Genomic DNA, 23,627 nt, shown 5'->3' with positions numbered 1-23,627 from the left:
CTACACGCTGATCCCGGCAGCCGTGCCTTGGCTGCCGGGATCAGCGTTGCCCTGAGTCGTCGTCCCGGGGCTGATGCGCTGTGGCCGTGTTTCGCGGGGCTCCGTCAGGCCCGTCGCGCCGTAGCCGATCGCCGCGACCTCGGGGCCCTGGCTTCCCCGTGTCCGGTGCTGCATGACGCACTCTTTTGAACAGGCTGAAAGATGGTGATGAACGAAAGACGCATTGTGGGTGATGAGCCTCGCTTGGCCGCCCGCCAAACCGAACGATTCTGCCGGGTACGCTCGCCGGCGTAACCCCTCGGCCGGGGTGGACTCCAGCGGCCTCCTGGTCCGGAGTTGCTGTTCGCTGGTGCAGGGCGGGGGCTGCCGGGCCGGTTCACGGACCGTTGTGTCAGTGCGTTGCGGCGGTCAGTCCGGCGCGGTGGATGCGGGCGTGCCCGGCGACGCGTCGGCCGAGGTGGCGGGCGGTGTTCAGGTCTGCGTCGTGGACCGCGGGGGTGTCGTTGAAGCTTTGTGCGCCGGCGCCGAGGTAGAAGCCGAGGCGGTTGTCGTCCTGGGGGCTGGATGTGGTGGTGTTCCAGCCCGGCAGAAGGTTCAGGCTCACCCAGAGCATTCCGTGCTGGGCCGCAAGGAGCGAGAGGTACTGCAGGGTGTGCAGCTTGTCGCCGCTCATGGAGCCGGAGTTGGTGAACCCCGCCGCGAGCTTGTCGCTCCAGGCGCGGGTCATCCACCGCTTGCTGCTGGCCTCGGCGAAGGCGTGGAACGCCCCCGACGCAGTGCCCATGTAGGTGGGAGTGCCGAAGATGATGGCGTCCGCGGCGTCCATCAGCTCCCAGTCCGCGTCGCTGAGGGAGGCGACGTCCACGTCGTGGACCTGCGTCCCGGCGAGGGAGCGTGCGCCGTCCGCGACGGCCGTGGCGATCTGCGCGGTGTGGCCGTAGCCGGAATGCGACGCGATCACGATCGAGATATCGGACATGGGTGTTCCTCTCCTGCCGCGATGGCGGCGTGTTCGGTGGTGGTGCCGGCGGACGGCGAGCTGCCCGCTGCGGCGGTCGGCCGCACTGCTCCACGAGTGGGGAACCGACCGCCCCGGCGGGGGTGTGCGCATGCCCAGCTCTCGCGGGCCGACGCCGACCGCATCAGCGCACGGATCGACGATCCGCTTAAAACCGTAGCACCGATAATACGGTGCTACGCAAAATGCGATATCGTTGTTCCATGAATGAGGGACGACTCGCCGCGCGGCGCCAGGTACTGCAGGTGGCCGCCAAGCTTTTGGAGGAGGGCGGCAGCGAGGCGGTCTCCACGCGCGCTGTCGCCGCAGCTGCGGGCATCACGGCCCCCGCGCTCTACCGGATGTTCGACGACAAGGACGGACTCCTGTCGGAGCTGGCCGCCTACGGATTCGACATGTACCTGGCCGAGAAACGGGAGGCGCTGGCGCTGACCCCCGACGACCCGGTGGCCGACCTGTACCGCGGCTGGGACCTGCACGTCGACTTCGGAGTGCAGCACCCCGCGTTCTACATGCTCATGTATGGCACTGTGCAGCCCGGACGTCGGCCCCCGGCCGCGGACGAGGCGCACGCCCTGCTGGTGACACTGCTGGGCCGGGCGGCTGACGCCGGGCGCCTTCGGGTTCCGGTGGAGCAGGCGACCCGGGTCATCCACGCGGCGACGACGGGTGCCACGCTGGCGCAGATCGGCGAAGAGTCCTCGGAGCGGGACCTGACCACTTCGGCACGGCTGCGGGACACCATCATCGCCTCGATCACCACGGACCCGCCCGCCTCATCCGGGTCGGACCTGGCCTCGCGCGCACTCGCCCTCGATGCCGCACTTCAAACCGCGCTCACCACCGGGCCCCCGGCTGCTGGGGTACCTCTGCGAGACACGGAGACGGCTCTGCTGCGCGAATGGCTGCAGCAGCTGGCAGGCTGAACCCACCGTCTGATCTGCAGGCGTGGGCGCAGTCGGTTATGCCAGCCGCACGGAGGGCGTTCAGTCGCAGGGGCCGACTGCAAGGCCCTGACGGGGCGATGCGCTGGCTTGAACCAGGGCTCGTGCCAGGTCGGTGCTTTCCGGAAGGGTGTCGAGGGGGAGTGGCTGCGTGGCGAGAGCGCCTTCATGCAGTACGAGGAGTTGGGTGGCGAGGGTGGCGGGGTGTGAGCAGCCCGCTGCGGTGGCGAGTTCCTTGAAGAGGTTTCGGAGCCAGAGTTTCTGGTTCGCGGCGATGCGGTGTGCGGGGTGTGAGGGGTCCGGGAGTTCGGCGAGTGCGTTGATGAAGGCGCATCCGCGGGTGTTGGTTTCGCTCCAGGTCCGCAGTGCTTCGAAGGGTGCGGTGACGGCCTGGGTGGGAGTGTCGCTGGTGTCGACGGTGGTACGGACATGTGTCCGCCAGCGCTGGTCGCGGCCTGTGAGGTAGGCCGCTACGAGGTGGTCTTTCGAGCCGAACTGGTTGTACAGGGTCCGCTTGGTCACCCCTGAGCGCTCGGCAATCAGATCCACGCCGACCGCTGTGATGCCGCGGTTGTAGAACAGCTCCTCTGCGGCTGCCACGACGCGGCGCCCGGCGGGTGTTATGGGCCGTGCTTCCTGCACTGTGGGACCTTTCGCCGGGCGGTGTACGGTGGGGCATGTTCACAGATCAGTATACCTGAGGGAGGTTCAAGCGATGAGTACATCCCAGTTCATGCGAGCGGTGCGGATCACCGGGCACGGAGGGCCGGAGGTTCTTGAGCCGGCGGAGGTCGCGGTCCCTGTTCCGGGGGCTGAGGAGGTGCTGGTCCAGGTCAGTGCGGTAGCCCTGAACAACACCGACTTGTGGACTCGGGAGGGCGCTTACGGGAGTCCGGGGGACCCGGACGCGAGGTCGGGCTGGCGCGGCCCGGTCGGCTTTCCGCGTATCCAGGGTGCAGATGTGTGCGGCCGCGTCGTGGCTGTCGGGACCGGAGCGGAGGGGAGCCTTGTCGGGCGCCGGGTGGTCGTCGATCCCGCGATCTACGAGACCGAAGGGCCGCACGCCAACCCGGTGGGCCTGATGGGGAGTGAACGCGACGGTGGATACGCGGAGTATGTGACAGCGGCGGTGGAGCGTGTGCATGACGTGACGGATTCCCCGCTCACGGATGACCAGTTGGCGGCGTTGCCGACCGCCTACGGTACGGCGCTGGGCATGATCGAGCGGGGCCGGCTGCAGCGAGGAGAGACCGTCCTGGTTTCGGGGGCTTCCGGCGGCGTTGGCCTGGCCCTGGTGCAGATCGCCCGTGCGCGCGGCGCGAGGGTGCTCGCTATCAGTAGTGGAACCAAGATCGGTGCGGTGCGTGAAGCGGGTGCGCACGAGGTCATCGACCGAGCGGGCGACGTCGCGGAGCAGATCCGTACCGCCGCTCCGGAGGGCATCGATGTCGCACTGGACGTCGTGGCCGGCGAACTGGTGAGTGAGGGGCTGCCGTTGCTGCGCGAAGGGGGCCGATGGGTCATCGCGGGCGCACTGGGGGGCTACGGCGTGGCTTTCGATGTGCGCCGTCTCTATCTGCACAACGCCCAGGTCATCGGGTCCGCAATGCATACGCCCGCACACTTCGATCTCCTTATGGGCCTGGCTCGTCGGGCCGAGGTCCAGCCCGTCATCGCCGCTACCTTCCCACTGGACCAGGCCGCTCAGGCGCAGGAGGAACTCTCCCGCAGGGGACACGTGGGAAAGATCGTCATGCACCCCTGAGTTCAATCCAGCGTGTGGTGGGGGAAACTCGGCTTCGGTGACGTACGCGGACAGGGCACTCACCATGTCCTCGGCCCTCCAACGCATCCGCCGGATCCAGTGGAACTCCCTGGGGTCGGCATGCCGGCTCCCGAGCCGGAGAAGACCGGGCATCACTCGCTCGTAGACTTCGTCACCGGGAATTCGCAGAAGAGCGAATTCAGCAGCCCGCAGATGGCGCTTGGCTCGTTACTCCCACGACTGTTCCCGCGGCATGCCGGGCGAAGGCGTGGTCGTCTCAAGGAGGTCGTGGGGCTTGAGCGACTCCGACAGAGCCGTATCCGAGCGGACCGTCCCAGCTCAAGCCGGCGGACCCTCGCCTCGGTTGACCTGCTGTGCTGTGTCGGTGGGTTCGGTGGGTTCGGTGTGTGAGAGTGCGGCGAGGAGTTGCAGTTTCTCGTCGCTGTCGCTGTCCTTGTCGGGGTAGTAGACGACGAGGATGACGTCGTCGATGGGGAGTTTGTCGCGGTGGAGGCGTAGTTCACCGACGACGGGGTGGTGGACCGTGGTCGTGCCTCCGTCGAGACTGCGGACGTCATGGCGGGCCCACAGGGTGCGGAACCGCTGACTGGACAGTGCGAGTTCTCCGACGAGCTCGACGAACCGGGGGTTGTCGGTGTCGTCCCCGATGGTCGTGCGAAGGGCGGCGATGAAATCGGCGGTGGCTTTGGTCCAGTCCTGGTGGAAGGCTTGTTCCTCAGGGTCGAGGAGGAGGGAACGAAGCCGGTTCAGGCCGGGCCGCAGCCGGGGGGAGAGCGCGATGGCCATGGAGTTGGAGGCCAGGACATCGAACGCGCGCCCTTCGATGAACGCGGGGATCTGAAGGTGGGCGAGGAGTTCGTGCACCCGCGGCGGCACGTGTTCGGGCCGCTTGCGGCGCGGTGCCCTGGGGCGTGCTGCCGCCAGGCCGAGGAGATACGTCCGTTCGATGTCGTCGAGCTGCAGGACGCGCGCGAGTGATTCGAGGACCTGAGGTGAGGGGTTCTTGTCGCGGCCGCGTTCCAGGCGCAGGTAGTAGTCGGGGCTGATTCCGGCGAGCAGGGCGACTTCCTCACGGCGCAGGCCGGGCACGCGGCGGTTGCCGCCGCCGGGCGGGAGTCCTGCCTGCGCCGGGGAGACCAGCTCACGTCGGGCGCGAAGGTAGCTGCCGAGCCGGTTGCCGGATTCCTCATCCTTCATACCGACACCGTAACGCGGTGTGCGTGACTCAGAGGGGCCCTGGTGGGACCAGGGAAGACGGGGGCACTGTCACATCCAGCGGATGTCGCCAGACTGCGATTGCACTGTTCACGAAGGACAGAGCACACCACTGAATGCGCCGCGGGCCTGAACGCCGTCGGCACCTGGACTGAAGGGAAGATCTCATGGATCTCTCCAACCGCACCGTTCTCATCGTCGGCGGGACCTCGGGTATCGGGCGAGAGCTGGCCCGCCGGTTCGCCGCAGCGGGCAGCACCGTGGCCGTTGGCGGCCGCAGTGAGGAGGCGCTCTCAGAACTTGCCGGAGAGGGCTTGGGCACGATCAGCATCGATGTCACCGACGGCGCCTCCGTCACATCAGCTCGTGACACCGTGCTCGCCCGGTACCCCGAGCTGGACACCGTGGTGACGATGCCGGGCGTCATGCTCCTGGAGGACCTGCGCGACCCCGCGCACTTCGGGACGGCCGAGACGACGATCGACACCAACCTGATGGGCACCATCCGGGTCATCGACGCCTTCACCGCGCACATGGTCCGGCGGGGCGCCGGCACCTTCATCACCGTCACCTCCGGAATCGCCTTCCTGCCGTTCCCGCCCATGCCCACCTACGCCGCCTCGAAGGCGGCAGTGCACGCCTACACAGAGGCGCTGCGCGCGCAGCTCGACGGCACCGGCATCGGTGTCGTGGAGCTCGTCCCTCCGGCCGTCGCCACAGCGGGCCAGGAAAAGGTGAACCCGCACGCGCTGCCGCTCGACGACTTCGCCACCGAGGTCATGCAACTGCTCTCAGCGGACCCCACCCCCCGCGAAATCGTCGTGCAGGCGGCCCTCGTGCACCGCTGGGCCGAGCGCGACGGCACCTACGACGACCTCGTCGCACAGCGCTCGCAAGCCCTGACCATGCTCCCCAGCCGCGAAGGCTGACGCCCCTTCTCCCCATCGGGGGCCGCATGGCTCATCGCCCCCGGGCGCCAGCGAGCAGAGCCACGCGTCCTGTCCACGTGGCCCCGCCACCCGCACGGCCCCCACCTCGCCGGGGCGGGCAGGCTGGTGAGTTCGGCGATCGCCTTTCCTCCTCGCCAGTCACCAAATCCCGGTTCGGCTCGATCACGATGTCGACGCCCAGCTGTTGACGCCGGAGCCGGCCTGGATAGCGCGTTGACCGGGCGGAGCCCGTGTCGGTTCAGAAAGCTGGTGACCGTGCTGCGGCGGGAGGGTGTGGACGCGGTCCGCAATGGCCGTCCGTGGAGCCTTCCACTGGAGGGCCGGGCCCTGCGGGAGCCTTGATGACCCATACGCTCGTCGTCCGCCGACAGCGCGATCCCGGTGACGTACGAGGCGCTGAGGGTCCGACCGATGGGTGCTGGCCGGACCGTCACTCCCCGATCGGCGGCCCACTTCAGCCTGAGGGCGGCGGGTTCTGCGATTCGGCGGCGCGGTGGTGTTCGGCGTTGATGCGCTGGGCTTCTGCGAGTTGGTCTTCGAGGATGACGATGCGGCAGGCGGCCTCGATGGGGGTGCCCTGGTCGACGAGTTCCCGGGCGCGTGCGGCGATGCGCAGTTGGTAGCGGGAGTAGCGGCGATGGCCGCCCTCGGAGCGCAGCGGGGTGATGAGGCGGGCTTCGCCGATGGCGCGGAGGAAGCCCTGGGTGGTGCCGAGCATTTCGGCGGCCCGGCCCATGGTGTAGGCGGGGTAGTCGTCGTCGTCGAGACGGCCGAACGAGTCGTCTGCTGTCATTGCACCTCTCTATGGAACATGTTGGAGGGCCCGGGTGCTGTGTGGCACCCGGGCCCCGAAGGAACTGCTACACCATCTGCCGACCCTGGTACTGCGCCGGCCTTCTGTTTCCGCATGCCCGCCCGGGAGAGGGCGTGGGATGCGGGGATCGCGGTTGCTTGACCGGAGACCACCTCACTATCGATGTCCTGCGGTACCCGGGCTCGAAAATTCCGCCCGGGCGATCCTGATGATGCTTGGCTCCTCCGTTCTTCCCTCTGGGATCACTCACTTACCTACTGCTGGTACTACTGTCCTGCGGCCTGTGACAGCGCCACTCTTCGACAGCCAGCCCCGTCGCCCGTCCCGCGTCTGCTCTGGCTTAGAACCCCGCTGCCGAACTTCCCGATGCGCGCGTCCGCAGCCGACGCCTTCACCAAGGTGCTGCTCGCTTAACTCCACTGCTGGGTACTGCACTTGCGGGTCCTGCAGTACTGCTCTCGGTGGCCCCTGATCACTGCGGGCTACCCGGTCCGGTCGTCAGTCCCGTCGCCGTCCTGCGACAACCCTGGCTTCGAAACTCCACCACCGCACCGTCCTGCTACCTGTAACTGCGATTACTGCTGCCCGGCAGTTCGTCTCTGCCGGACCCTGCGGTCTCTCTGGCTACGAGAGAAACCATAACCACACCACCATCCAATGTCTACTCCGGCGAGAATAGATTTCCGTGTGCGTCATGGGTAGATAGTCGGCCTCGATGGACGAGGGCGTGCGAGGCGCATCGCCCCGGCAGGGCGTACCAGGTCCGGCGCGCTTCCTCGATCGGCTCGGCTGTGTACGGGCTTGAGGAACTCTGCTGATTCAGCGTCCGCCCCTGCCGGCCTGGCGGAGCCGGTCGGCGTTGTGGGTGATGATGTCGATGCGGGCGGCGAGGTCGGGGTGGCCGGCTGCGAGGTACGTGTGGGTGTCGGCGAGCGGCTTGATGAGGTTGGCGGCGTCGTTGTCGGCGAGTGCCTCGGCAAGGTTCTCCCGGGGCGTGTGCGCCGGCGCGGGGAGGTCGGTGAGTGCGGTGATCTGTCCGGCGAGTTGTCGCAGATCGGCGGCATTGTCCCGGGCCCAGGCGGTGACGCTGCGGTCGGCGGCACGGTCGTCGCGGGTGGCTTGGACGCGTTGTTCGCCGGTGGTGCCGGGGGCTCCTGGACGTACGCGGAGATAGCGCCGCTCGGCGGCTTGCCGACTGGCGACGCCCAGGGGGTGGGCCAGGTCTGCCCAGCTGGTGCCCGCGTCGCGGGCCGCTTCGATGAGTCCCGGTTCCCATTCGGCGAGTTGCTCGCGCAGTTCGCGCAGCATGAGCAGGGCGGCCAGGGCCTCTTCCGAACTTGCCTGAGTGCCTTCTGGGTGGGTTGGAGGCTGGGCGTTTTGGGCGGTGCGGACGGCTTCGTCGATCGTGTCCAGCGCTTCTGCGGCGGCGAGGAAGGAAGCGGGGTTGCTGGAGGACTGGGATGCGTTCACGGGACCCTCTTCTCAGTCGTCACCCTCTGGGTGACACTGAACTTGTCATCGTCTGGATGACATGTTACAACGGTGGTACACGAAGCGCATTGGCAGTTTCTGCCAGACCTGTGGAGGTGTTTTCGCGATGTTGATGCGCACTGACCCGTTCCGCGAACTCGACCGGCTCGCCCAGCAGTTGACGGGCGTGACGGGTACCTGGTCCAGGCCCTCGGCGATGCCGATGGACGCCTACCGGGAGGGCGAGGAGTACGTGATCGCCCTGGACCTGCCCGGGGTCGCGCAGGACGCGATCGACATTGATGTCGAGCGCAACATGCTCACCGTCAAGGCCGAGCGCCGGCCGGCGGTGAAGGCGGACGATGTGCAGATGGAGCTCTCCGAGCGGCCACTGGGTGTCTTCTCCCGTCAGCTGGTGCTGGCCGACACCCTGGATACCGAGCGCATCACGGCCGACTACGACGCCGGGGTGCTGACCCTGCGTATCCCGATCGCCGAGCGCGCCAAGCCCCGCAGGATCTCGGTCGGCGGGCGACCCGCGCACACGGAGATCCGCAGCTGAGAAGCCGGCTGTCCGGCCACGCCGACGTCGGAGGACGGGCATCGATCCCTGTCCCCTTCTGATCCCGTCCTCCGCGTTCCGCTTTCGTGCGCACCATGTCGCGCACCATGTGCAGAACCCGCCCGCCGCATCCCGCTCAAGCCCCCGGGCCACGGCCTCCTCTGCGGCCGCCCGTCAGCACACCCGAGCCCAGACGCAACAGCCCAACCGGCACCAGCCGGGTCGGCTGACACTCATGCAAGTAGCCCTTCCTGCCAGCAAAAACGCCCTTGAATGAGAAAGGCGATCCCCGATGTTCCCGCTGAGTGAACCGGCCTCCGCCCGGACGGACATGACGTTTCACCAGATGCTGGAAAGAATCCGCTACGAAGGCGCGTATCCCACCCGAGAACATGCCGAGGACGTCACGCGCGCCGTGCTGGCCGCCCTGGGCCGCCAGCTGACCGGCGACGATCGCGTCGACCTCGCCGCCTGTCTCCCCATCGAGGCCGCCCTCGTCTTCACCGCCCAGATCCCCGACAGGCAGCCGCTCACGGGCTGGGGCTTCGTCAAGGACCTGGCCGCCCGCACAGGCGGCACGCCGGCAACCACCCGCTGGGACACCGGAGCCGTCCTCTCTGCCGTCGCTCACCTGGCCGGCCCCGGCCTCATGGACCGTATCCTCACCCAGCTCCCGTCCGGATGGGCTCTGCTCTTCGGCCGCGCAGAACTCATCCAGGCCGCATGACCGCTTCGGCCGGGAACCCGTAGCAGCAGCTGTTGGGGCGGATGTGAACGGTAGGGGGGCTCCGGCGGGACGCCGGAGCCCTGCCCGCGGGCGACCACCCTCGAACCCAGCTCAACCCGCACATTCGCAGGGTGCGTGCCAAGTTCGGGCAGCGGGGTCACTGGCCGAAAGGAGCACCGCCCTCTGGTGACTCTCACTGGATCACGGTCCTGTACATGGCGGGATCCGTGCAGCCGGCGAGCGCCAGCGCAGACGGAGCAGACCCTTGCCCGCGTAGCACCCGCTCCACCCACCGCACACACGCAAGGCGTCACCCGCTCCACCCACCGCACACACGCAAGGCGTCACTGTCGGCACTGTTTGAGGCACCGGAACATCCCGCGGGTTGGTCGGGGGGAGTCGGCGTCATAGTGCCGGAGCTTCTCGTGAACCTCTTTTTCGCCCACCCCTGGGTGCATCGCGCCCGACCAAGATCGGGAAGTCACTCGCGAACCGTACAACCGGGCAACCGGGTGTCGCGAGGATCATTGAAATCGGTAGGTATGCCTGCGTACGAGCTGGTCAAGTGCGCTCTACCTGGCATCGTTTAGGGAGTGATTGTCGTGACGTCCTCGCTGACCGCAGCGTCGTTGCCCGTACCGCCGGCCAAGGCCGCCGCCTCCATTGCCGAAAGCCCTACGGTCGGCGAACTACCGCCAGTCGAGAACCCGTTGAAGGTTGCACCGAAGGATGCGCGGGCCCTGAGCAAGGTGTTCTTCGACCGGCTGCAGGTGCTGGAAGAAGGCACGCACGAGTACCAGTACGCACGGAACACACTCATCGAGATGAACCTTTCCCTGGTCCACTACGCGGCCTCCCGCTTCCGTAACCGGGGCAGCGGCACCATGGAGGACATCGTCCAGGTCGGCACCATCGGCCTGATCAAGGCCATCGACCGCTTCGACCTATCCCGAGAAGTCGAGTTCACCTCCTTCGCCATCCCCTACATCGTCGGCGAGATCAAGCGGTTCTTCCGCGACACCAGCTGGTCCGTCCACGTCCCACGCCGCCTGCAGGAGCTGCGCGTCGAACTGGCCAAAGCGCAGGACACCCTCTCGGTTGACCTGAACCGCCGGCCGACCGTGGCGGAACTCGCCACACACCTGAAGCTGAGCGAAGAAGAGGTCATCGAGGGACTGATCGCGTCCAACGGCTATACCGCCGGGTCGCTGAACCTGCCCCAGGACAACAACGACCAGCACCAGAGGCCCTCGGGAGGTACACGGAGCCTGGCCGATGTCGTCGGCGCGTGCGACCCAGCGATGGAACTGATCGAGGACTTCCAGGCACTTGCCCCTCTCCTGACCACTCTCGACGAACGAGACCGGACCATCCTTACCCTGCGCTTCGGCCAGGAAATGACCCAAGCCGAGATCGCCGCGGAACTGGGACTTTCCCAGATGCACGTCTCCCGCCTGCTGACCCGAACGCTGACCAAACTCCGCAAGGGAATGCTCGCCTAGTCTTCCGAGTCGGGAATTCCGTTCAGATGTATAGGCTTGCTCTATCAACGACCTGCTGGCCGTCGGCGTGATCCGGGCCTTTCACGAAGCCGGTCTCACGCCCCGCACCGGCTGGAGGTCGGCGAGTCCACGACCGGCGTGCGGCGGCCGGTGGCCGACTGAGCGACGGTACGTCCACGGGTGAGCCCCCGGCCGGCGCCGGCCGGGGGCTCCCGCGACCCGTCAGCGCACCGTGAGTGCCACCAGGTGGGCCGTCCCCGCACCGGACGTGTCGGTCGCCAGAGCGACGTAACGAGCGGTGGCCCTGGTGGTGAGCTGCCGCAGAGCGCCGGAGCCGGTTGTCGTGCCCGCGTTCCGGTAGGTCAGGCCGTCGTCGCTGACCTCCACCCGGCCGGTGGGCACGCGGCCCCCCGCCCACTCGGCGCGGACGGTGCTGAACGCCACCGAGGAGCCCAGGTCGACCACCATCCGCCCGTTCGGGCCGGGTGTCCACGCCGTGTGAGGGTCACCGTCGACGGCAGCCCGTGGGTCGGACATACCGGGCGGCAGGGGATTGGTCGGGAAGACGGTCCGGCCCAGCGCCAGATCGTCCACCGGGAACGCGGTGGCTCCGGACAGCCGGACGGTGACGGTGCCCCGGACGGTCGCGACCGAGCTGCGGCCCTGGCCGGTCACCAGCACCCGGCAGGACGGGCCGGACAGCCGTACGGTGGCGCCGTCCAGCACCTCGGCGACCAGACCGGCAGGGAGCCGCCCACCGGTCAGCGGGCGCAGGGTGAAGCGCGGAGCGAGCAGGACCGCCGAAGCCGCATCGAGACCGGCCACCAGCGAAAGCCCGTCCGGTGTGACCGTCTGGCGGCCCTCGAACAGCGCGAGGCCGGTACCGGAGGCCGGCACCTCGACGGTGGTGGACACAGCGGAACCCGTCAGATTGAACAGGCTGAGGTGGCCCTCGGTCAGAGCCGCCCGCACTCCGTCCGTGTCCGGCTTCGGCACCGGCCGCCCGGCCAGCTCGCGCAAGCTGCTCGCCGAGGCGCCGGGTATGCCCTCCACCAGCAGTGGCCCTGACGGCCCGTCCGCCAGGACAACGGTGTCGCCGTAGACCGACAGAGGCAGCTTCGAGCCGCGTACGACCAGCCCGGCGCGGCCGTCGACGTCGAGCCAGCCGCCGTTGCTCGATGCGTCCGGAGCGGGCCAGGAGACAAGATCGGTCCAGGTCTGCCCGTCGGTGGAGCCCTGCAGGAGGTACTTCCGTCCGGCGGCAGCCTCCCAGCGGACGGTGACCCGGTCCACGGCCTCAGCGTGCCCGAGGTCCACCGCCAGCCAGCTGTCGGCCCGGGTCCTGTCCCCCTTGGAGACCGCCCACCGGGTGGTGGTGCTGCCGTCCACAGCGAGCGAGGGACCCATGCCGGTGTCGGAGGAGGACGCGGTGGCAGCCGTGCCCCGCGCGAGGTCGCCACCGTCGCCGCCGTCCCGGACCTCGAACTCGTAGATCGAGTAGCCGTAGGTGGGGTCGCCCTGGATTCCCTGTACACGCAGATACCGGACCTGGGTACGGGTGAACGTCAGCGAGTCCACCCGTACGCCGCCGGTGGCCCCGCCGGAACTGTCGGCGGCGGCCACGGCGTGACTGCCCTCTGCGTACCGGTAGGTGCGCGACCCGGTGAGACCGGCCACGCCCGGCATGGTGAGGTTGTAGACCTCCAGGTGCCCTTCACCCTCTCCGGTGCCGGTGGTGGCGTACACGACCGCACCCGAGGGCAGGGTGGTGAGGCCGGCATAGGCCGCGGAACCGAGGTCCAGGACGGTCGCGCTGCCGTCGAAGCCGTCACGTACCGCGTGGTAGGTGCGCACCTGGCGGCCTGCGACCTTGCCGGTGGTGGCCGGCAGGAACATCGGAGTGGCGGCGCTGAGCTTGAACAGCCAGTCGTCGTGGGCGGGTTGCCAGGTGAACTTCACGAACCCAGGCTTGCTGACGGCCGCCGACCAGGCGGCCGGCGACTGGTGCGACAACAGGCCCGGGACCTCGCCGAAGTCCATGACACCGGACGCCTGCTCGAAGAACCCCTTCTCCGACAGTGCTTGGACCTGCCGTCCCGACTTCGCCGCCCACAGATGGAGCAGGTAGCTGATGGCGACCTCGGCGCGGGCCTCCGGCTCGTACTTGGGCTCGCCGGAGAACTTCGCCAGCCGGTACTCCGGCGGATATGCCTGATAGGCCTCCAGCCGTTCCGCCATGGCCTGTTCGGCCCACGCGGCGGCTCGGTCGCCGATCACCTGGGCCTGGAACGCCAGCGGGATGACGTCTCGGCCGTACAGGTGCTCCCGGTCATTGATCATCGGCATGAACGGCTCACCCGCGTCACTCATCACGTTGAGGATGCTGCGCCAGAGCGGGCCGGTGTTGGGCTGGTCGGTGACCACCTGCGGCAGGGCGCGACCGGCGGTCAGGTAGTGGATCGCGGTGCGGGCGGAGGTGCGCCACACCTCCTCCTGGTAGTGCGGCTCGAAGGAGCCGTGGTTCTCGACGAGGAAGGTGTCCCACAGGTTGTGCCCGGTGTTGTCGCTGACCGCAGTCCCGTCCACGGTGACCGGGTTGGCCAGGTCCGCAGCCGGAAGACCCGTCTCGTTCCGTGCCCAGGCGCGGTAGGCAGCCAGCCAGTCCTCATAACGCGGGTCGTCCTGCGCCCAGACCAGCGCCGGCACCAGCGACTGGGCGTAGACGCCCATTTCGTCGACCTTGGTGTCGCTCTGCCAGCCGCCCTTCAGCCCGTTGGGGGTCCACGGGGAGGACAGCGGGTCGTCGCCGGCGCCGAGCGAGGTGGTGTAGGCGGCCTGGTTACGGATCAGTGAGTCGACGCTCTTCTGCGTGGCGGCGTCGAGGTCGTCCCAGAGCAGCCGGGCGGCCAGTGCGAAGTACAGCTGGAAGGTGGTGTCGAAGAAGAGCGTCTTGCCCCACTCGGTGCCGCCGTTGTTCCGGTTGGACCCCGCGAAGTGACGGATCGAGGCGATCGTCCGGTCCTTCAGCGTGGCGGCGTCGACGCCGGCCTTGTCGGCGTCGTAAGTGCCGTGGGTGAGAAGGACCGCATTGCCGAGAACGACGGCGAAGCCGAAGTCGGTGGCCGTGTAGTGGCCCTTGGCGGAGTCCCACCGGGTCTCCGACCAGTTGGTGTGGGAGAGCAGGACCCGGTAGTAGGTCTCAGCCACCGGGTCCGGGGCGGGTGTGTGTCCCGTGCCGGCACCGGCGCCCGGTTGCCCGGCGGCGGACGCGGCGCCCTCGCTGAGGGCCGTGGGGAGCGCGGCCAGGGCGGCCGAGGCCCCCAGGAGCTGGACGAATCGACGCCGGTTGACGGGGAGAGGGGGGAGCTGGGGCACGTTCGATGCCTCTCGGAAGCGAATAGACAACGTTGTCGGGCAGGGTCAGTTTTCGGCCGCCGTGCGGCGACGTCAAGGGGCGCGCGCCAGGTGATGGCGGCCGGCATCGACCGGAGCTGTCTGGCATGTGACGGGTCGCCGGGGGACAGGCCCGGGTGTCTGACGCCAAGGGCCTGTCGTTGGGGTCTTGCTGGGTCAGGAAGTGGGGGTCGGGGGGCCTCTATGTTCTTCGTCAAGCGTTTGGGTGGCCTCGGCCTGAGGTTCGATCTTCTCTGTGGAGCGTGAGACTGTCTGGTCATGCCAGAGATGACGAGTGGGTTGAAGGCAGCGTTGGCTGAGGCGTCGTCTCCTTCATGGGCGCAACGTGTTCGCGCCGGGCGTGATCTTGCTTCTTCCGCTGATGTTTCTGAGGTTGCGGAGGCGTTGGTGGGGCTGCTGCTGGACGTTGAGGACACGGCGGTGACCCGGCGGACTGCAGAGGCTTTGACCCAGGTGGGGACGGTGGCTGCCATCAGGCTTGTCGCTCTCGCGGTTGCCGAGGCTGACGACAATCAGTCCGACTGGCTGCAGACCGGGGTGCATGACGCTCTCGTGGGACCGGGCAGTGTGCCGGACGTCGCAGCGGCCTGCGGGAAGCTTGCCCGGGATCCGGAAGAAGCTGTCCGTCGGGGCGCCGCAGTTATCACGGCATGGGCGGACGTCTCGAGGTGTTGATCTGCATCGACGTCTCTGTGGGCTTGTTCATGCAACCGTCGCCTGGGGTGCGGGGTTCGTAGAAGGTGCCGTCCTGGAGCATCGCGAACAGGACGTCGGCTCGGCGTCTGGCGAGGCAGAGCAGGGCCTGGGTGTGGTGTTTGCCCTGGGCGATCTTCTTGTCGTAGTAGGCGCGGGATGCAGGGTCGCCCAGGGCAGCGAACGCGGAGAGGACGAAGGCCCGTTTGAGCTGCTTGTCTCCTCTGCGGAAGGGTTGTTCGCCGCGAATGGAGGTGCCCGAGCTGCGGGTTGCCGGGGCGAGACCCGCGTAGGCGGCAAGGTGGGCGGCGGAGGGGAACTTGGTGCCGTCGCCGTCGCCGTCGCCGTCGCCGACGTCGATGAGGAGGCGGGCCGCGGTCCTGACGCCGACTCCTGGCATCGACGTCAGGACCTGCGAAAGAGGGTGTGCGGCCAGCAGTTCCCCGATCCGTTTCTCCAGCAGCCCGCGCTGATCCAGCACCGCGGCGAGCGACCGGGCGAGGCTTGGAACGATCAGTGCGGCCGCGTCCGTGCCGGGAACGACGACGGTCTGCTCGTCGAGCGCGGTGAAGATCTCCTCCGTCAGGCGGGCCGCCACCCTGGGGGGCCTTCGGTTGTATCAGGGTGGTGACCCGGCGTTGGCCGGCTTGGCGGATTCCGGCCGGGGACCCGAACCGTTGGAGCAGGGTCAGGACGGCCGGGTGCTGCATGCGCGGGCCGATTACCCGTTCCAGGTGCGGGTGGACTTGCGTGAACAGCCCGCGCAGCCGGTTGGAGAGGCGGTTCGCTTCGCCGACGAGGTCGTCGTCGAACCCGACGATCATCTCCAGCTCGGCGATGGTCTCGTCGTCTAGATGATCAATTCCAAGGGGTCAGTGATCGTACGAGGTGAGCGAGCGGAGGGTGGATCGTCCGGTGCGGTCGTTGTGCCAGATGACAGCGGTCACCGCGAGGATGCGCTGCATGACGCGGACGATGACACCGCGGGGTGTGCGCCCTCGGTGCTGTTCGAGGTCTAGCTGTCCCTTGAAGGTCTCGTTGACCGACTCGATGACCTGCCGCAACGGCTTGAACAGGTATCCGCCGGGCCGCTGCCGTTCGCCCTTGCGGGTCGGCCGTAGCAACTGGATTTCCAGCTGGGCAAGTTCACGTTCGAAGTCGCGGCCGAAGTAGTTCTTGTCGCCGATCAGTGTCTGGCCGGGCCGGACGGCGGCAAGGTGCGGTTCGGCCGCGAGCAGGTCCAGCAGGGTTTCGCGTTCGTCGGCCTTGGCCCCGGTCAGAGCGAAGGCGACGGGCAGGCCCTGGAGGGTGCACACCAGGTGCAGGCGCAGGCCCCAGAAGAAGCGGCTGTGGCTGGCGCAGTAGCCGTACTCGGCCCATCCGGCCAGGTCGGAGCGTTTAACGGTCTCCCGCGAACGGCCGCATTCCACGGGCGTGGAGTCCACGATCCACACGTCGTCGGTCCATACCGAGGTGCTGGTGGCAGGATCCGGGTGACCCGGCGGAGCAGTTCGGCGGCCTTGCACAGCCGCTTGTTGTAGCCGGGTTGCTGCGGCAGGTACGGGAAGAGGTGCCGCAGGTGGGCTCGGGCGTGTCGGAGCCACCTGGCCTCGGAGGTGAAGCCGAGCATGGCCTGCATCATCGCGAGGGTGACCAGCTCGGCTTCCGTGAGCTGCGGCGCGATCCCTACAGTCGGCCGCCACGGAGCCCACTCCGGTCGCTCCTTTAGCAGATCGTCGGTCCTCACATAGAGTGCTGTCGCGAGGGTGTCCAGGTTGTTCGTCACACAACGATCTTGGACACCCTCGTCCACGTCTCCGCAGACACCCTTTGATTGTCCGAGGATGCGCTGCGGGGTGACCGATGAGTTTCCGCACGTCACGAAGTCTGAAAGGGCGGGGACGAATGTCTCCTTGCCCGAGAGAGAAGTGGTGCGCGATGAGGTTGGTACTGCAGGAGTTTCTGTCGCTGGACGGCGTCTCCCAGGGGCCCGGTTCCCCAGACGAGGACACCAGCGACGGGTTCGCCCAGGGCGGCTGGTTCGTGCCGCACTTGGACGAGGCATTCGACCGGGTGGCCGCCACCTGGCTCGGCAAGGCGGACGCGTTTCTGTTCGGCCGCCGCACGTACGAGAACTTCGCTCGAGACTGGCTGGAGATGACCGACCACCCGAACGCCCGCGTTCTGAACGGCTTGCCGAAATACGTCGCCTCCCAGAGCCTGCCCAAGGCTGGGTGGGAGCCGACCACGATCCTGTCCGGCGACATCCCCGCCCAGGTCGCCGAACTGAAGCGGCAGCCCGGCCGTGAGCTCCAGATCCACGGCAGCGCCCGGCTCGGCCAGTCCCTGCTGGCCGCCGGCCTGATCGACGAGCTGCGGCTCGCGATCGCCCCGGTGGTCGTGGGCAGCGGACGACACCTGTTTCCGGACGGCGGCACCCCGGCCGGCCTGCGCCTGCTGCACAACGAGACGACGCCGAGCGGAATTGCGGTGCACGTCTACGAGTCGACGGGCCTTCCGAAGTACGGGACGTACGGGGCCGACGCGTAGCCGCCGGACCGGACTGATCGAAACGGGTCGCCGGACGCAAAATCTCCCCCGAGCATCCGCTGACCCCTTGGAATTGATCATCTAGGTCGACTGACCGCAGCGTGTGCGGCATCGCGCGGGACGCGTCGGCGATGACGAATGCGTCGCGGGCGTCGGTCTTGGCTTCGCCGGGGTAGAGATCGGCGATCCGGCGCATAGTCAGTCCGGGGAGATAGGCGACCGAGCAGCCCATGTCCCGGGCGACGGCCAGCGGCCGGGCTCCCATGGAGGCCGGCTGGTCGACAACCACGAGGACGGTGCCGTGCTTGGCCTGCAGTTCGGCGAAGACCTCGCGGAGCCTGGGTTCGCTGTTGGGCAGGCGCCGGTCGAAGGCCTTCTTCCCGGCGGGGTGATGGCAGTGGCGTGGTGTTCGCTCTTGCCGACGTCCCGGCCGAGGAACACGTCGATGTCGCTGATGTCGATCACGTGGTGGTTCCTTCGGTGCTGTTCACCCGGCCCTGCCACGGCACTGACTGCCACATCCTCATTACAAAGAGCCTCCCGACCTGCGAAGAAGCCGGTGGTCATGCCTCTAATTAGCGGTCTGTCAGTGCCTTCGAAGCTGGTGACACCCCCCGGGCCATGCACTCGACAAGGGGAGGTAGTCATGCCAACTCCGAAGGCCGGTAGCCCCGTTGCGGGACTACGAAGACGGTAATGGGGGGCACATCCCGTATGCCCTTGTCACCTTCAACGCGCCCCATGGGCTCGGAACCGACCGTGGGTGGGCTGCCCGCGCCGTACCCGCGACAGGGCGCGGTCACCAGCCTGGGCCCCGTCGTGGGCGGGACTGCCTCCCGACCGGCGACGTTCGACCCGATTGCACTGGATGGGCCGTACTGCCCCCGGCGTGCAGGGCGCCGGGGGTAGTACGGCCCTTGACGTCGCTCCTGGTCCTCAGAGTGGAGTCCCGACGGCCGAACCGCGAACCGTGAACTGCGCATTGTCACCTGCGAATGCCTCGTCATGACAGAGCCCCGTCCACTCGGGTGACCAACCGAGCGGGAAGCGCAGAGTGTTCGGTTGATGGAAGAAGAAGTCAGTGACCTTGCCCGGCCTGTTGAGAGCGAACAGCGGCCCCGGGTGCTCCTGCCGCGGGGCTTCGCTTGTCACGGACGGGGATTTCAGACCTCTTCTCCGTCCTTTCTCCGTCCTCTTCGGCGGTGTCGGTGCGGCGTGTCGGGCACGGATTCGATGTCGTGGCCATCGGTGCGGAGCCGGGTTACGGCGTCGAGGACCAGGCGCGGCCCGACCGGCTGATCTTCTTGGCCCTCAGGGCTCACACGGTGAACACGGTGTCCAGCCAGTCGAATGTGCGCTGGTGCCACAGGGCGACCGCGCCTTCGTGGCAGTGCTCGCCGCCGCCCTCCTCCTCACGGAAAGAGATCAGTTCCTTCGGGCAGGTCAGCGCGTCGAGGACGCGTTGCGGCTGGCCGGCGAAGAACTGGTCGTTCTCCGCTTCCAGAACGAGCGTCGGACAGGCGATTCGCTCTGCGACTCCCTCCAACGTGTAGGCGCGGAAAGCCTCGACCAGTTCGTCCATGTCGGAAACCCCGAGGGTCCACAGGCCGTTGCGGACCAGCCAGCGCGCCGAAACGCTCTGCGCCATCACGGTGTCCAGGCCGCCGGGGACTTCCGCCGCGGCCCGGGCGACCGCCTCGAACGTGGCGTGGACGTCGTAGACCCCGTCGTGCAGGACGCAGGCAGCGATGCGACGCTCGAAAGCGACTGCCCGTGCAGCGAGATACCCGCCGAGGCTGGTGCCGATGAGCGCGATCCGGTCCGGGTCCACCTCCTGCAGGGTGAGCGCGAACTCGACGGCAGGGGTGACCACGGCCTCCCAGTCCGGCCGGAAGTGCAGGCCTTGCTCGCGCACGGTGCTTCCCTGGCCGGGCCCGTCGAAGACGAGGACGTGGTAGCCGCGCCGCAACGCCCCCGCGGCCAATGCGAGATAGCCCTCTTCGAGGGTGGAGTCGTAACCGCCGTGATAGAGCACGGTCGGGCGTCGCCCGCCCGACTCGTCGGCGAGGAACAGGTAGCCCGGCAGGGTGGTCCCCTCGTACGGGATGCGCACGGCGCGAGCGGGGACGTCGAGCAGCGCGACGGCGTCCGCGAAGGTCAGCTGGGACGCCTTCGCCAGCCGCGCGGACTCGATGTCGTTCGCCGGATCCGCCCGCCGGTAGAAGTCGGCGGTCCGGTAGTAGTTCGAGGCCCGCAGCAACGCCTCCCGCGCACTCACCCGGTGTCCGGCGGCCAGCGCGTCCCGGCCGATGCGCTCGACCCGCGCCGCCGTCGCGGCCCACTGGTCCGACCACGCCTCTTCGTCCCCCTCGGGAACCTGACGGCAGGTCACCAGGACCTCGCCGAGCTCGGCGCCACCGTAAGTGGCGTAACCGGCGGCCCGCAGCGCCTCGAAGGAGAAGGACTCGTCGTCGTAAAGAAATTTCACGCCAGCACCTCCACTTGGAACGGAACGGTTCCGTTCCGTCTAGTTGAGCCAACGCTAACCCATCACCGAACGGAACGCACCCGTTCCACTCCTTTATGCTTGCCGGATGGCGACAGAACGCAGGGCAACCGGCGGCGCGGCCTTGCGGCAGCAAGTGACCGAGGCCATCACCGAGGCGACCTTCGACGAGCTGGCCGAGACCGGCTACGAGCGCATGTCCATGGAGGCGGTCGCACGGCGGGCCGGTGTGGGCAAAGCCGCGCTCTACCGACGCTGGGCATCCAAAGAGGAAATGCTGACCGAACTCGTCCGAGAGGCAGTGGAGTACGCACTGCCGCCCACTCCGGCCACCGGAGCCCTGGGCACCGACCTGCGCGAGTTCCTCGACGGCCTCCGCAGTCAACTGGCCAACCCGGTGGTCAGCGGCATCGGCCCCGGACTGCTCGCCGAGAGCCGCCGCATGAGCGCGCTCGCGGACGTGGTGCACACCAGCGTGGCGGCACCGCGCCGCGCCGCGGTGCACGCCATGTTGCAGACGGCGATCGATCGGGGCGAGCTCCCGGCCTCGCTGGACTTGGAACTGGCCGCAGACCTGCTGATCGCGCCGCTGGGCTTCCGCATGCTGATCATGGACGGCGACAGCGATGACGCGTACCTGGACACACTCACCCGTGTGATCGAAGCCGGGCTGAAAGCGGCCGTCCGCTAGGCAGGCGTTCGGGAGCTGGAAGAGCATGAACGGCGATGAGTGGGACTGCGCACGCCATGGCGCGTGGTCCGCTGTTGGGGAGCGGTCCGGTCCGGTCCGGTCACACGGTGTTCAGCGCCCGCCGTCGGTTGCTGCGACCCGGTGAGGAGTATCGCGAGCCCACCGCGCAGGAGTGGCAGGACTTCCTGGCCCACTTCGAGCTGCGGAAGGTTGCCCTCTGCACCTGCGCACGCGAGGTAGGCACCCCTGCGTCCACGAGCACGCGTGCATTCGCTGCCCTGTCCTGCGGCCCGATCCCGAGCAGATGCCCCGTTTGAAGGAGATCCACGCGAACCTGCTAGACCGGCTCCAGGAGGCCAAGGAACAGGGCCGGCTCGGCGAGTTCGCCGCGATCGAAGCCAGCCTCGCAGCCGCCGAGCAGAAGTTCGCCGCCATGCGCGACCTCGCAGCCCGCCACACCACCGTCAACCTGGGCAAGCCCAATTCCGTGGCGTCGTCGCGCATAGCGACTCCGAGCAGCGAAACGAGGATGCGAAACACCAGTCCTGAGCACTACAACGAGGGGATGACTGTCTTCCTCTGTTCCAAGTGCGGCACCGCGATCACGCCGGAGCTGGCCGAGCTTGCCGCCATCCCTGACGTCTCCGACGACGAGCGCAACCGGGACAAGGAGACACGCCAGGCACCTTCCACCGTTCCGCGGGGCCACTACGCGATCGATGCAGAGCCCTGGGGACCCCCCTACGTCGTGCAGGACGATCAAGAGGACCCGAAGCCGACTCAGTCGCGTGGCCCTGCAGTCTGCCGCGAAGAGGGCTTCGTCATCTCGGCCGGCACGCGACACACAGCGCTGTTGCATCCCGACGACGCCGCCGGCCTCCAGCCCCTGCCCAACTGGGAAAACAGCACTGGGTGCTGCGGACCGATAGGCGACGAGGGACTCAACCGGGCCTGCCCCTGCGGCGCTCCGGTCGCGACCCTCGCGGCCGACTGCTTCGGGCCCAACGAACTGCACCTCGACCCCGACCGGACCTACGCGTTCTCACAGTAGGACCGCGAAGCGCACGGGGACGACGCGATCGACACGCCCGACGGAACGCGTCCCCCTCCAAATTCTTCACGACTACTCGCCGTCGTGAACTTCAGATCGCAGGCGGACCCGCCACCGAGCTGGGCCAGTTCGGATAGGACCAGCTCGGCGCCCTCGGACTCGCCCTGAACGTGGTCGTCCTGTGGGACAGCCTCTACCTCTCTACCTCTACCAAGCCGCCAAGCAGCTCGCCGCCGACGGGTTCCCTGTCACCGACGACCTCCTCGCCCGCCTCTCACCCCTGCAGTTCGACCACATCAACTTCCGGGCCGCTATGCCTTCTTCCGCCGCAGATCCCCGACCCGCGCCCGCTGCGGGACCCGGACGGCGCCGAGCGCCCGCAGGAGTAGCCGGGATGGAGAGCACGGCGGCACCTGGCGGTCACGCATGAGGCTTTGGAGTTACCGATCCTCAACAACGGCGTCGGACTCCGTATTACCTGTTCGCCTGCCAAGAGCTACTTCGCTCCCGCCGGCAGAGACACCGGGCGAGGTTTCCACGGCTGTTGAGGCCAGACCCTCGGTTGAGATGCCGGCTCGCTGGATCATGGCGTTCGCATCGATACGAAACCATTGCGCCTGACCTTGGAGTACTTTGACGGCCTTCCAGAAGCGTCTACGTCCTCCCTCGTCCGCCCCTCGGAAGAGGACCTGCAGACTGACTTCTCGCTCGTGCTGTGCACACCACCGCATGATCAGCATCAGGTCTTGGATAGACCTGTGACGTCCGGCAGCGGCAAAGACGTGGTCGGCGCTGACCCCTCGCCCTGTGCTTCTCAGCGCCTCAGTAAGCGTGAGCAGAGCGTTCACACTGGTGTGCCTTGCCACGATGTCCAGCACAGTGTGCACCTCTGCGTACCGGGTAGCCGGTCCAAGTTCATTCACGAACTGGGCGACTTGTTCAGACGTCCATTCCCGAGCGATGCGATCCAGGATCCATTGAATCTGAGGAGTTCGGTCTGCAATGTCGAGAAGGTCGATCAGTTCGCGTATTTCGGCGTGGGATCGTTCACTGACTGTGGCGTTGAGCGCCATTCGCGTCTCATCCCCATAGCCCCGGCCTTCGAGCATCGCGAGCAGCTCGTCGAGGAGCAGAACGGGACGCTGTGCGCCGGCGCCGGCCAGGACGGCGCGCACATCCTGTCGACGTCCCGAGGCGCGTAGGCGTTCCACAAGCGCCAAGGGCACCTCCGTGGGGCGCCGAATCCCGGCCGCCCTGAGCACAACGGTTGCGTCGTGTAATTGCCCACTTTCCGCGAGGCGCTCCGTGAGCATGGCGATTTCGGCGATGGGCCTCAACTGGCCGGCCGCCGTTAGTAACTTGAGGGCATAGCTCTCGCACTGCATGGAACGCAGGTAGGTGACGGCCTCACCCACCTCTTCAAGATCCCACGCGGTTCCCGCCCTGCTGAGCTCCACGTGGATGTCACCGGCTCTGGCCTGGCCTTCCAATGTCATGACGTGCCGCAGGAGGCGTTCCGGCCTAGTGAGACTGGCGGGGGTATTTGACGTGTGCCCAGAAGGGCCTGGTCCAGGCAGTCCGTCCGCGGAGAGTGCTATTGGTGTGAATTCGAAGGATTCCACTGCCGCATGGGGGATTCCTGGTTTCGGTTGTTCTGAAGTAACGGGTTTGGGGTGGCCGGCAGCGGAAAACCAAAGAGCCTGTAAACGCCCGGCCTCGATGTCGGGATCTCGA

At 67.8% G+C, this 23,627-nt stretch carries 17 protein-coding genes and 4 pseudogenes; 10 read left to right on the top strand and 11 right to left on the bottom strand.

Features of this window, described 5'->3' with window-relative positions; all coding sequences use genetic code 11:
* Positions 1-391: 391 nt before the first annotated feature.
* Entirely contained in the window at positions 392-979 is a 588-nt protein-coding gene (locus tag OHB13_RS00515) for a flavodoxin family protein (RefSeq protein ID WP_328374706.1), read from the bottom strand.
* A gap of 242 nt (positions 980-1,221) precedes the next feature.
* On the opposite strand from OHB13_RS00515, the gene OHB13_RS00510 reads away from it, so the two are divergent.
* Complete coding sequence (locus tag OHB13_RS00510) at positions 1,222-1,944, top strand: TetR/AcrR family transcriptional regulator (protein ID WP_266860447.1); 723 nt, start codon at positions 1,222-1,224, stop codon at positions 1,942-1,944.
* Between the two features lie 60 nt (positions 1,945-2,004).
* Here OHB13_RS00510 and OHB13_RS00505 read toward each other — a convergent pair whose 3' ends face one another.
* Positions 2,005-2,586 carry a TetR/AcrR family transcriptional regulator gene (locus OHB13_RS00505; RefSeq protein ID WP_443062989.1) on the bottom strand — a complete coding sequence of 194 codons (582 nt, stop codon included), beginning with the start codon at positions 2,584-2,586 and terminating at the stop codon, positions 2,005-2,007.
* Between the two features lie 91 nt (positions 2,587-2,677).
* Between OHB13_RS00505 and OHB13_RS00500 the strand changes: the two genes are divergently transcribed.
* The gene (locus OHB13_RS00500) at positions 2,678-3,727 is read left to right on the top strand and encodes a zinc-binding dehydrogenase (RefSeq protein WP_328374700.1); all 1,050 of its coding nucleotides are present in this window, start codon (positions 2,678-2,680) and stop codon (positions 3,725-3,727) included.
* Between the two features lie 339 nt (positions 3,728-4,066).
* Here OHB13_RS00500 and OHB13_RS00495 read toward each other — a convergent pair whose 3' ends face one another.
* Entirely contained in the window at positions 4,067-4,945 is an 879-nt protein-coding gene (locus tag OHB13_RS00495) for a helix-turn-helix transcriptional regulator (RefSeq protein WP_328374698.1), read from the bottom strand.
* Between the two features lie 185 nt (positions 4,946-5,130).
* On the opposite strand from OHB13_RS00495, the gene OHB13_RS00490 reads away from it, so the two are divergent.
* A complete protein-coding gene (locus tag OHB13_RS00490; RefSeq protein ID WP_328374696.1) occupies positions 5,131-5,892 on the top strand; it encodes an SDR family oxidoreductase in 762 nt (253 codons plus the stop codon).
* Positions 5,893-6,094: 202 nt separating this feature from the next.
* Positions 6,095-6,243: pseudogene (locus OHB13_RS00485) on the top strand (IS5/IS1182 family transposase); the annotation flags it as partial.
* Positions 6,244-6,367: 124 nt separating this feature from the next.
* Here the strand turns inward: OHB13_RS00485 and OHB13_RS00480 are convergent.
* Positions 6,368-6,706, bottom strand: coding sequence for a helix-turn-helix domain-containing protein (locus tag OHB13_RS00480; protein ID WP_328374694.1), 339 nt, complete (start codon positions 6,704-6,706; stop codon positions 6,368-6,370).
* 840 nt (positions 6,707-7,546) lie between these two features.
* Positions 7,547-8,197, bottom strand: coding sequence for a type III effector protein (locus tag OHB13_RS00475; RefSeq protein WP_328374692.1), 651 nt, complete (start codon positions 8,195-8,197; stop codon positions 7,547-7,549).
* Between the two features lie 127 nt (positions 8,198-8,324).
* On the opposite strand from OHB13_RS00475, the gene OHB13_RS00470 reads away from it, so the two are divergent.
* The 3 genes from OHB13_RS00470 to OHB13_RS00460 all read left to right on the top strand — a co-directional run bounded on the left by OHB13_RS00470 (position 8,325) and on the right by OHB13_RS00460 (position 10,988).
* Entirely contained in the window at positions 8,325-8,759 is a 435-nt protein-coding gene (locus OHB13_RS00470; protein WP_266860460.1) for an Hsp20/alpha crystallin family protein, read from the top strand.
* A 292-nt stretch (positions 8,760-9,051) separates the two neighbouring features.
* Positions 9,052-9,486: a DUF2267 domain-containing protein gene (locus OHB13_RS00465; protein WP_266860461.1), complete on the top strand. Its 435-nt coding sequence runs from the start codon at positions 9,052-9,054 to the stop codon at positions 9,484-9,486.
* A gap of 629 nt (positions 9,487-10,115) precedes the next feature.
* On the top strand, positions 10,116-10,988 hold the full coding sequence (locus OHB13_RS00460) for an RNA polymerase sigma factor SigF (protein ID WP_328380185.1): 873 nt from the start codon (positions 10,116-10,118) through the stop codon (positions 10,986-10,988).
* Between the two features lie 222 nt (positions 10,989-11,210).
* Here the strand turns inward: OHB13_RS00460 and OHB13_RS00455 are convergent, their stop codons facing one another.
* The 3 genes and pseudogenes from OHB13_RS00455 to OHB13_RS00445 all read right to left on the bottom strand — a co-directional run bounded on the left by OHB13_RS00455 (position 11,211) and on the right by OHB13_RS00445 (position 16,881).
* Positions 11,211-14,363, bottom strand: coding sequence for a discoidin domain-containing protein (locus OHB13_RS00455; protein WP_328374688.1), 3,153 nt, complete (start codon positions 14,361-14,363; stop codon positions 11,211-11,213).
* Between the two features lie 682 nt (positions 14,364-15,045).
* Positions 15,046-15,949 (bottom strand): annotated as a pseudogene (locus tag OHB13_RS00450) (transposase); the annotation flags it as partial.
* Between the two features lie 18 nt (positions 15,950-15,967).
* Positions 15,968-16,881 (bottom strand): annotated as a pseudogene (locus OHB13_RS00445) (IS982 family transposase).
* A gap of 152 nt (positions 16,882-17,033) precedes the next feature.
* Here OHB13_RS00445 and OHB13_RS00440 point away from each other — a divergent pair.
* Positions 17,034-17,645: a dihydrofolate reductase family protein gene (locus OHB13_RS00440; protein WP_328374686.1), complete on the top strand. Its 612-nt coding sequence runs from the start codon at positions 17,034-17,036 to the stop codon at positions 17,643-17,645.
* Between the two features lie 73 nt (positions 17,646-17,718).
* Here OHB13_RS00440 and OHB13_RS00435 read toward each other — a convergent pair.
* Together OHB13_RS00435 and OHB13_RS00430 are read right to left on the bottom strand one after the other, a co-directional pair.
* Positions 17,719-18,110 (bottom strand): annotated as a pseudogene (locus tag OHB13_RS00435) (IS110 family transposase); the annotation flags it as partial.
* An 853-nt stretch (positions 18,111-18,963) separates the two neighbouring features.
* Positions 18,964-20,133: an alpha/beta hydrolase family protein gene (locus OHB13_RS00430; protein ID WP_328374684.1), complete on the bottom strand. Its 1,170-nt coding sequence runs from the start codon at positions 20,131-20,133 to the stop codon at positions 18,964-18,966.
* Between the two features lie 106 nt (positions 20,134-20,239).
* Here OHB13_RS00430 and OHB13_RS00425 point away from each other — a divergent pair, with 106 nt between their 5' ends.
* Both OHB13_RS00425 and OHB13_RS00420 read left to right on the top strand, forming a co-directional pair.
* On the top strand, positions 20,240-20,842 hold the full coding sequence (locus tag OHB13_RS00425) for a TetR/AcrR family transcriptional regulator (RefSeq protein WP_328374682.1): 603 nt from the start codon (positions 20,240-20,242) through the stop codon (positions 20,840-20,842).
* A 313-nt stretch (positions 20,843-21,155) separates the two neighbouring features.
* Positions 21,156-21,893 (top strand): hypothetical protein, encoded by a 738-nt coding sequence (locus tag OHB13_RS00420; RefSeq protein WP_328374680.1) that lies wholly within the window; start codon positions 21,156-21,158, stop codon positions 21,891-21,893.
* 440 nt (positions 21,894-22,333) lie between these two features.
* Here the strand turns inward: OHB13_RS00420 and OHB13_RS00415 are convergent, their stop codons facing one another.
* Entirely contained in the window at positions 22,334-23,389 is a 1,056-nt protein-coding gene (locus OHB13_RS00415) for a hypothetical protein (protein WP_328374678.1), read from the bottom strand.
* Positions 23,390-23,627: the final 238 nt, after the last annotated feature.

Source organism: Streptomyces sp. NBC_00440, assembly GCF_036014215.1.
Classification (GTDB): Bacteria; Actinomycetota; Actinomycetes; order Streptomycetales; family Streptomycetaceae; genus Streptomyces.
The sequence above is the reverse complement of the archived record's forward strand: the minus strand, read 5'-3'. Positions and strand labels throughout refer to the sequence as shown.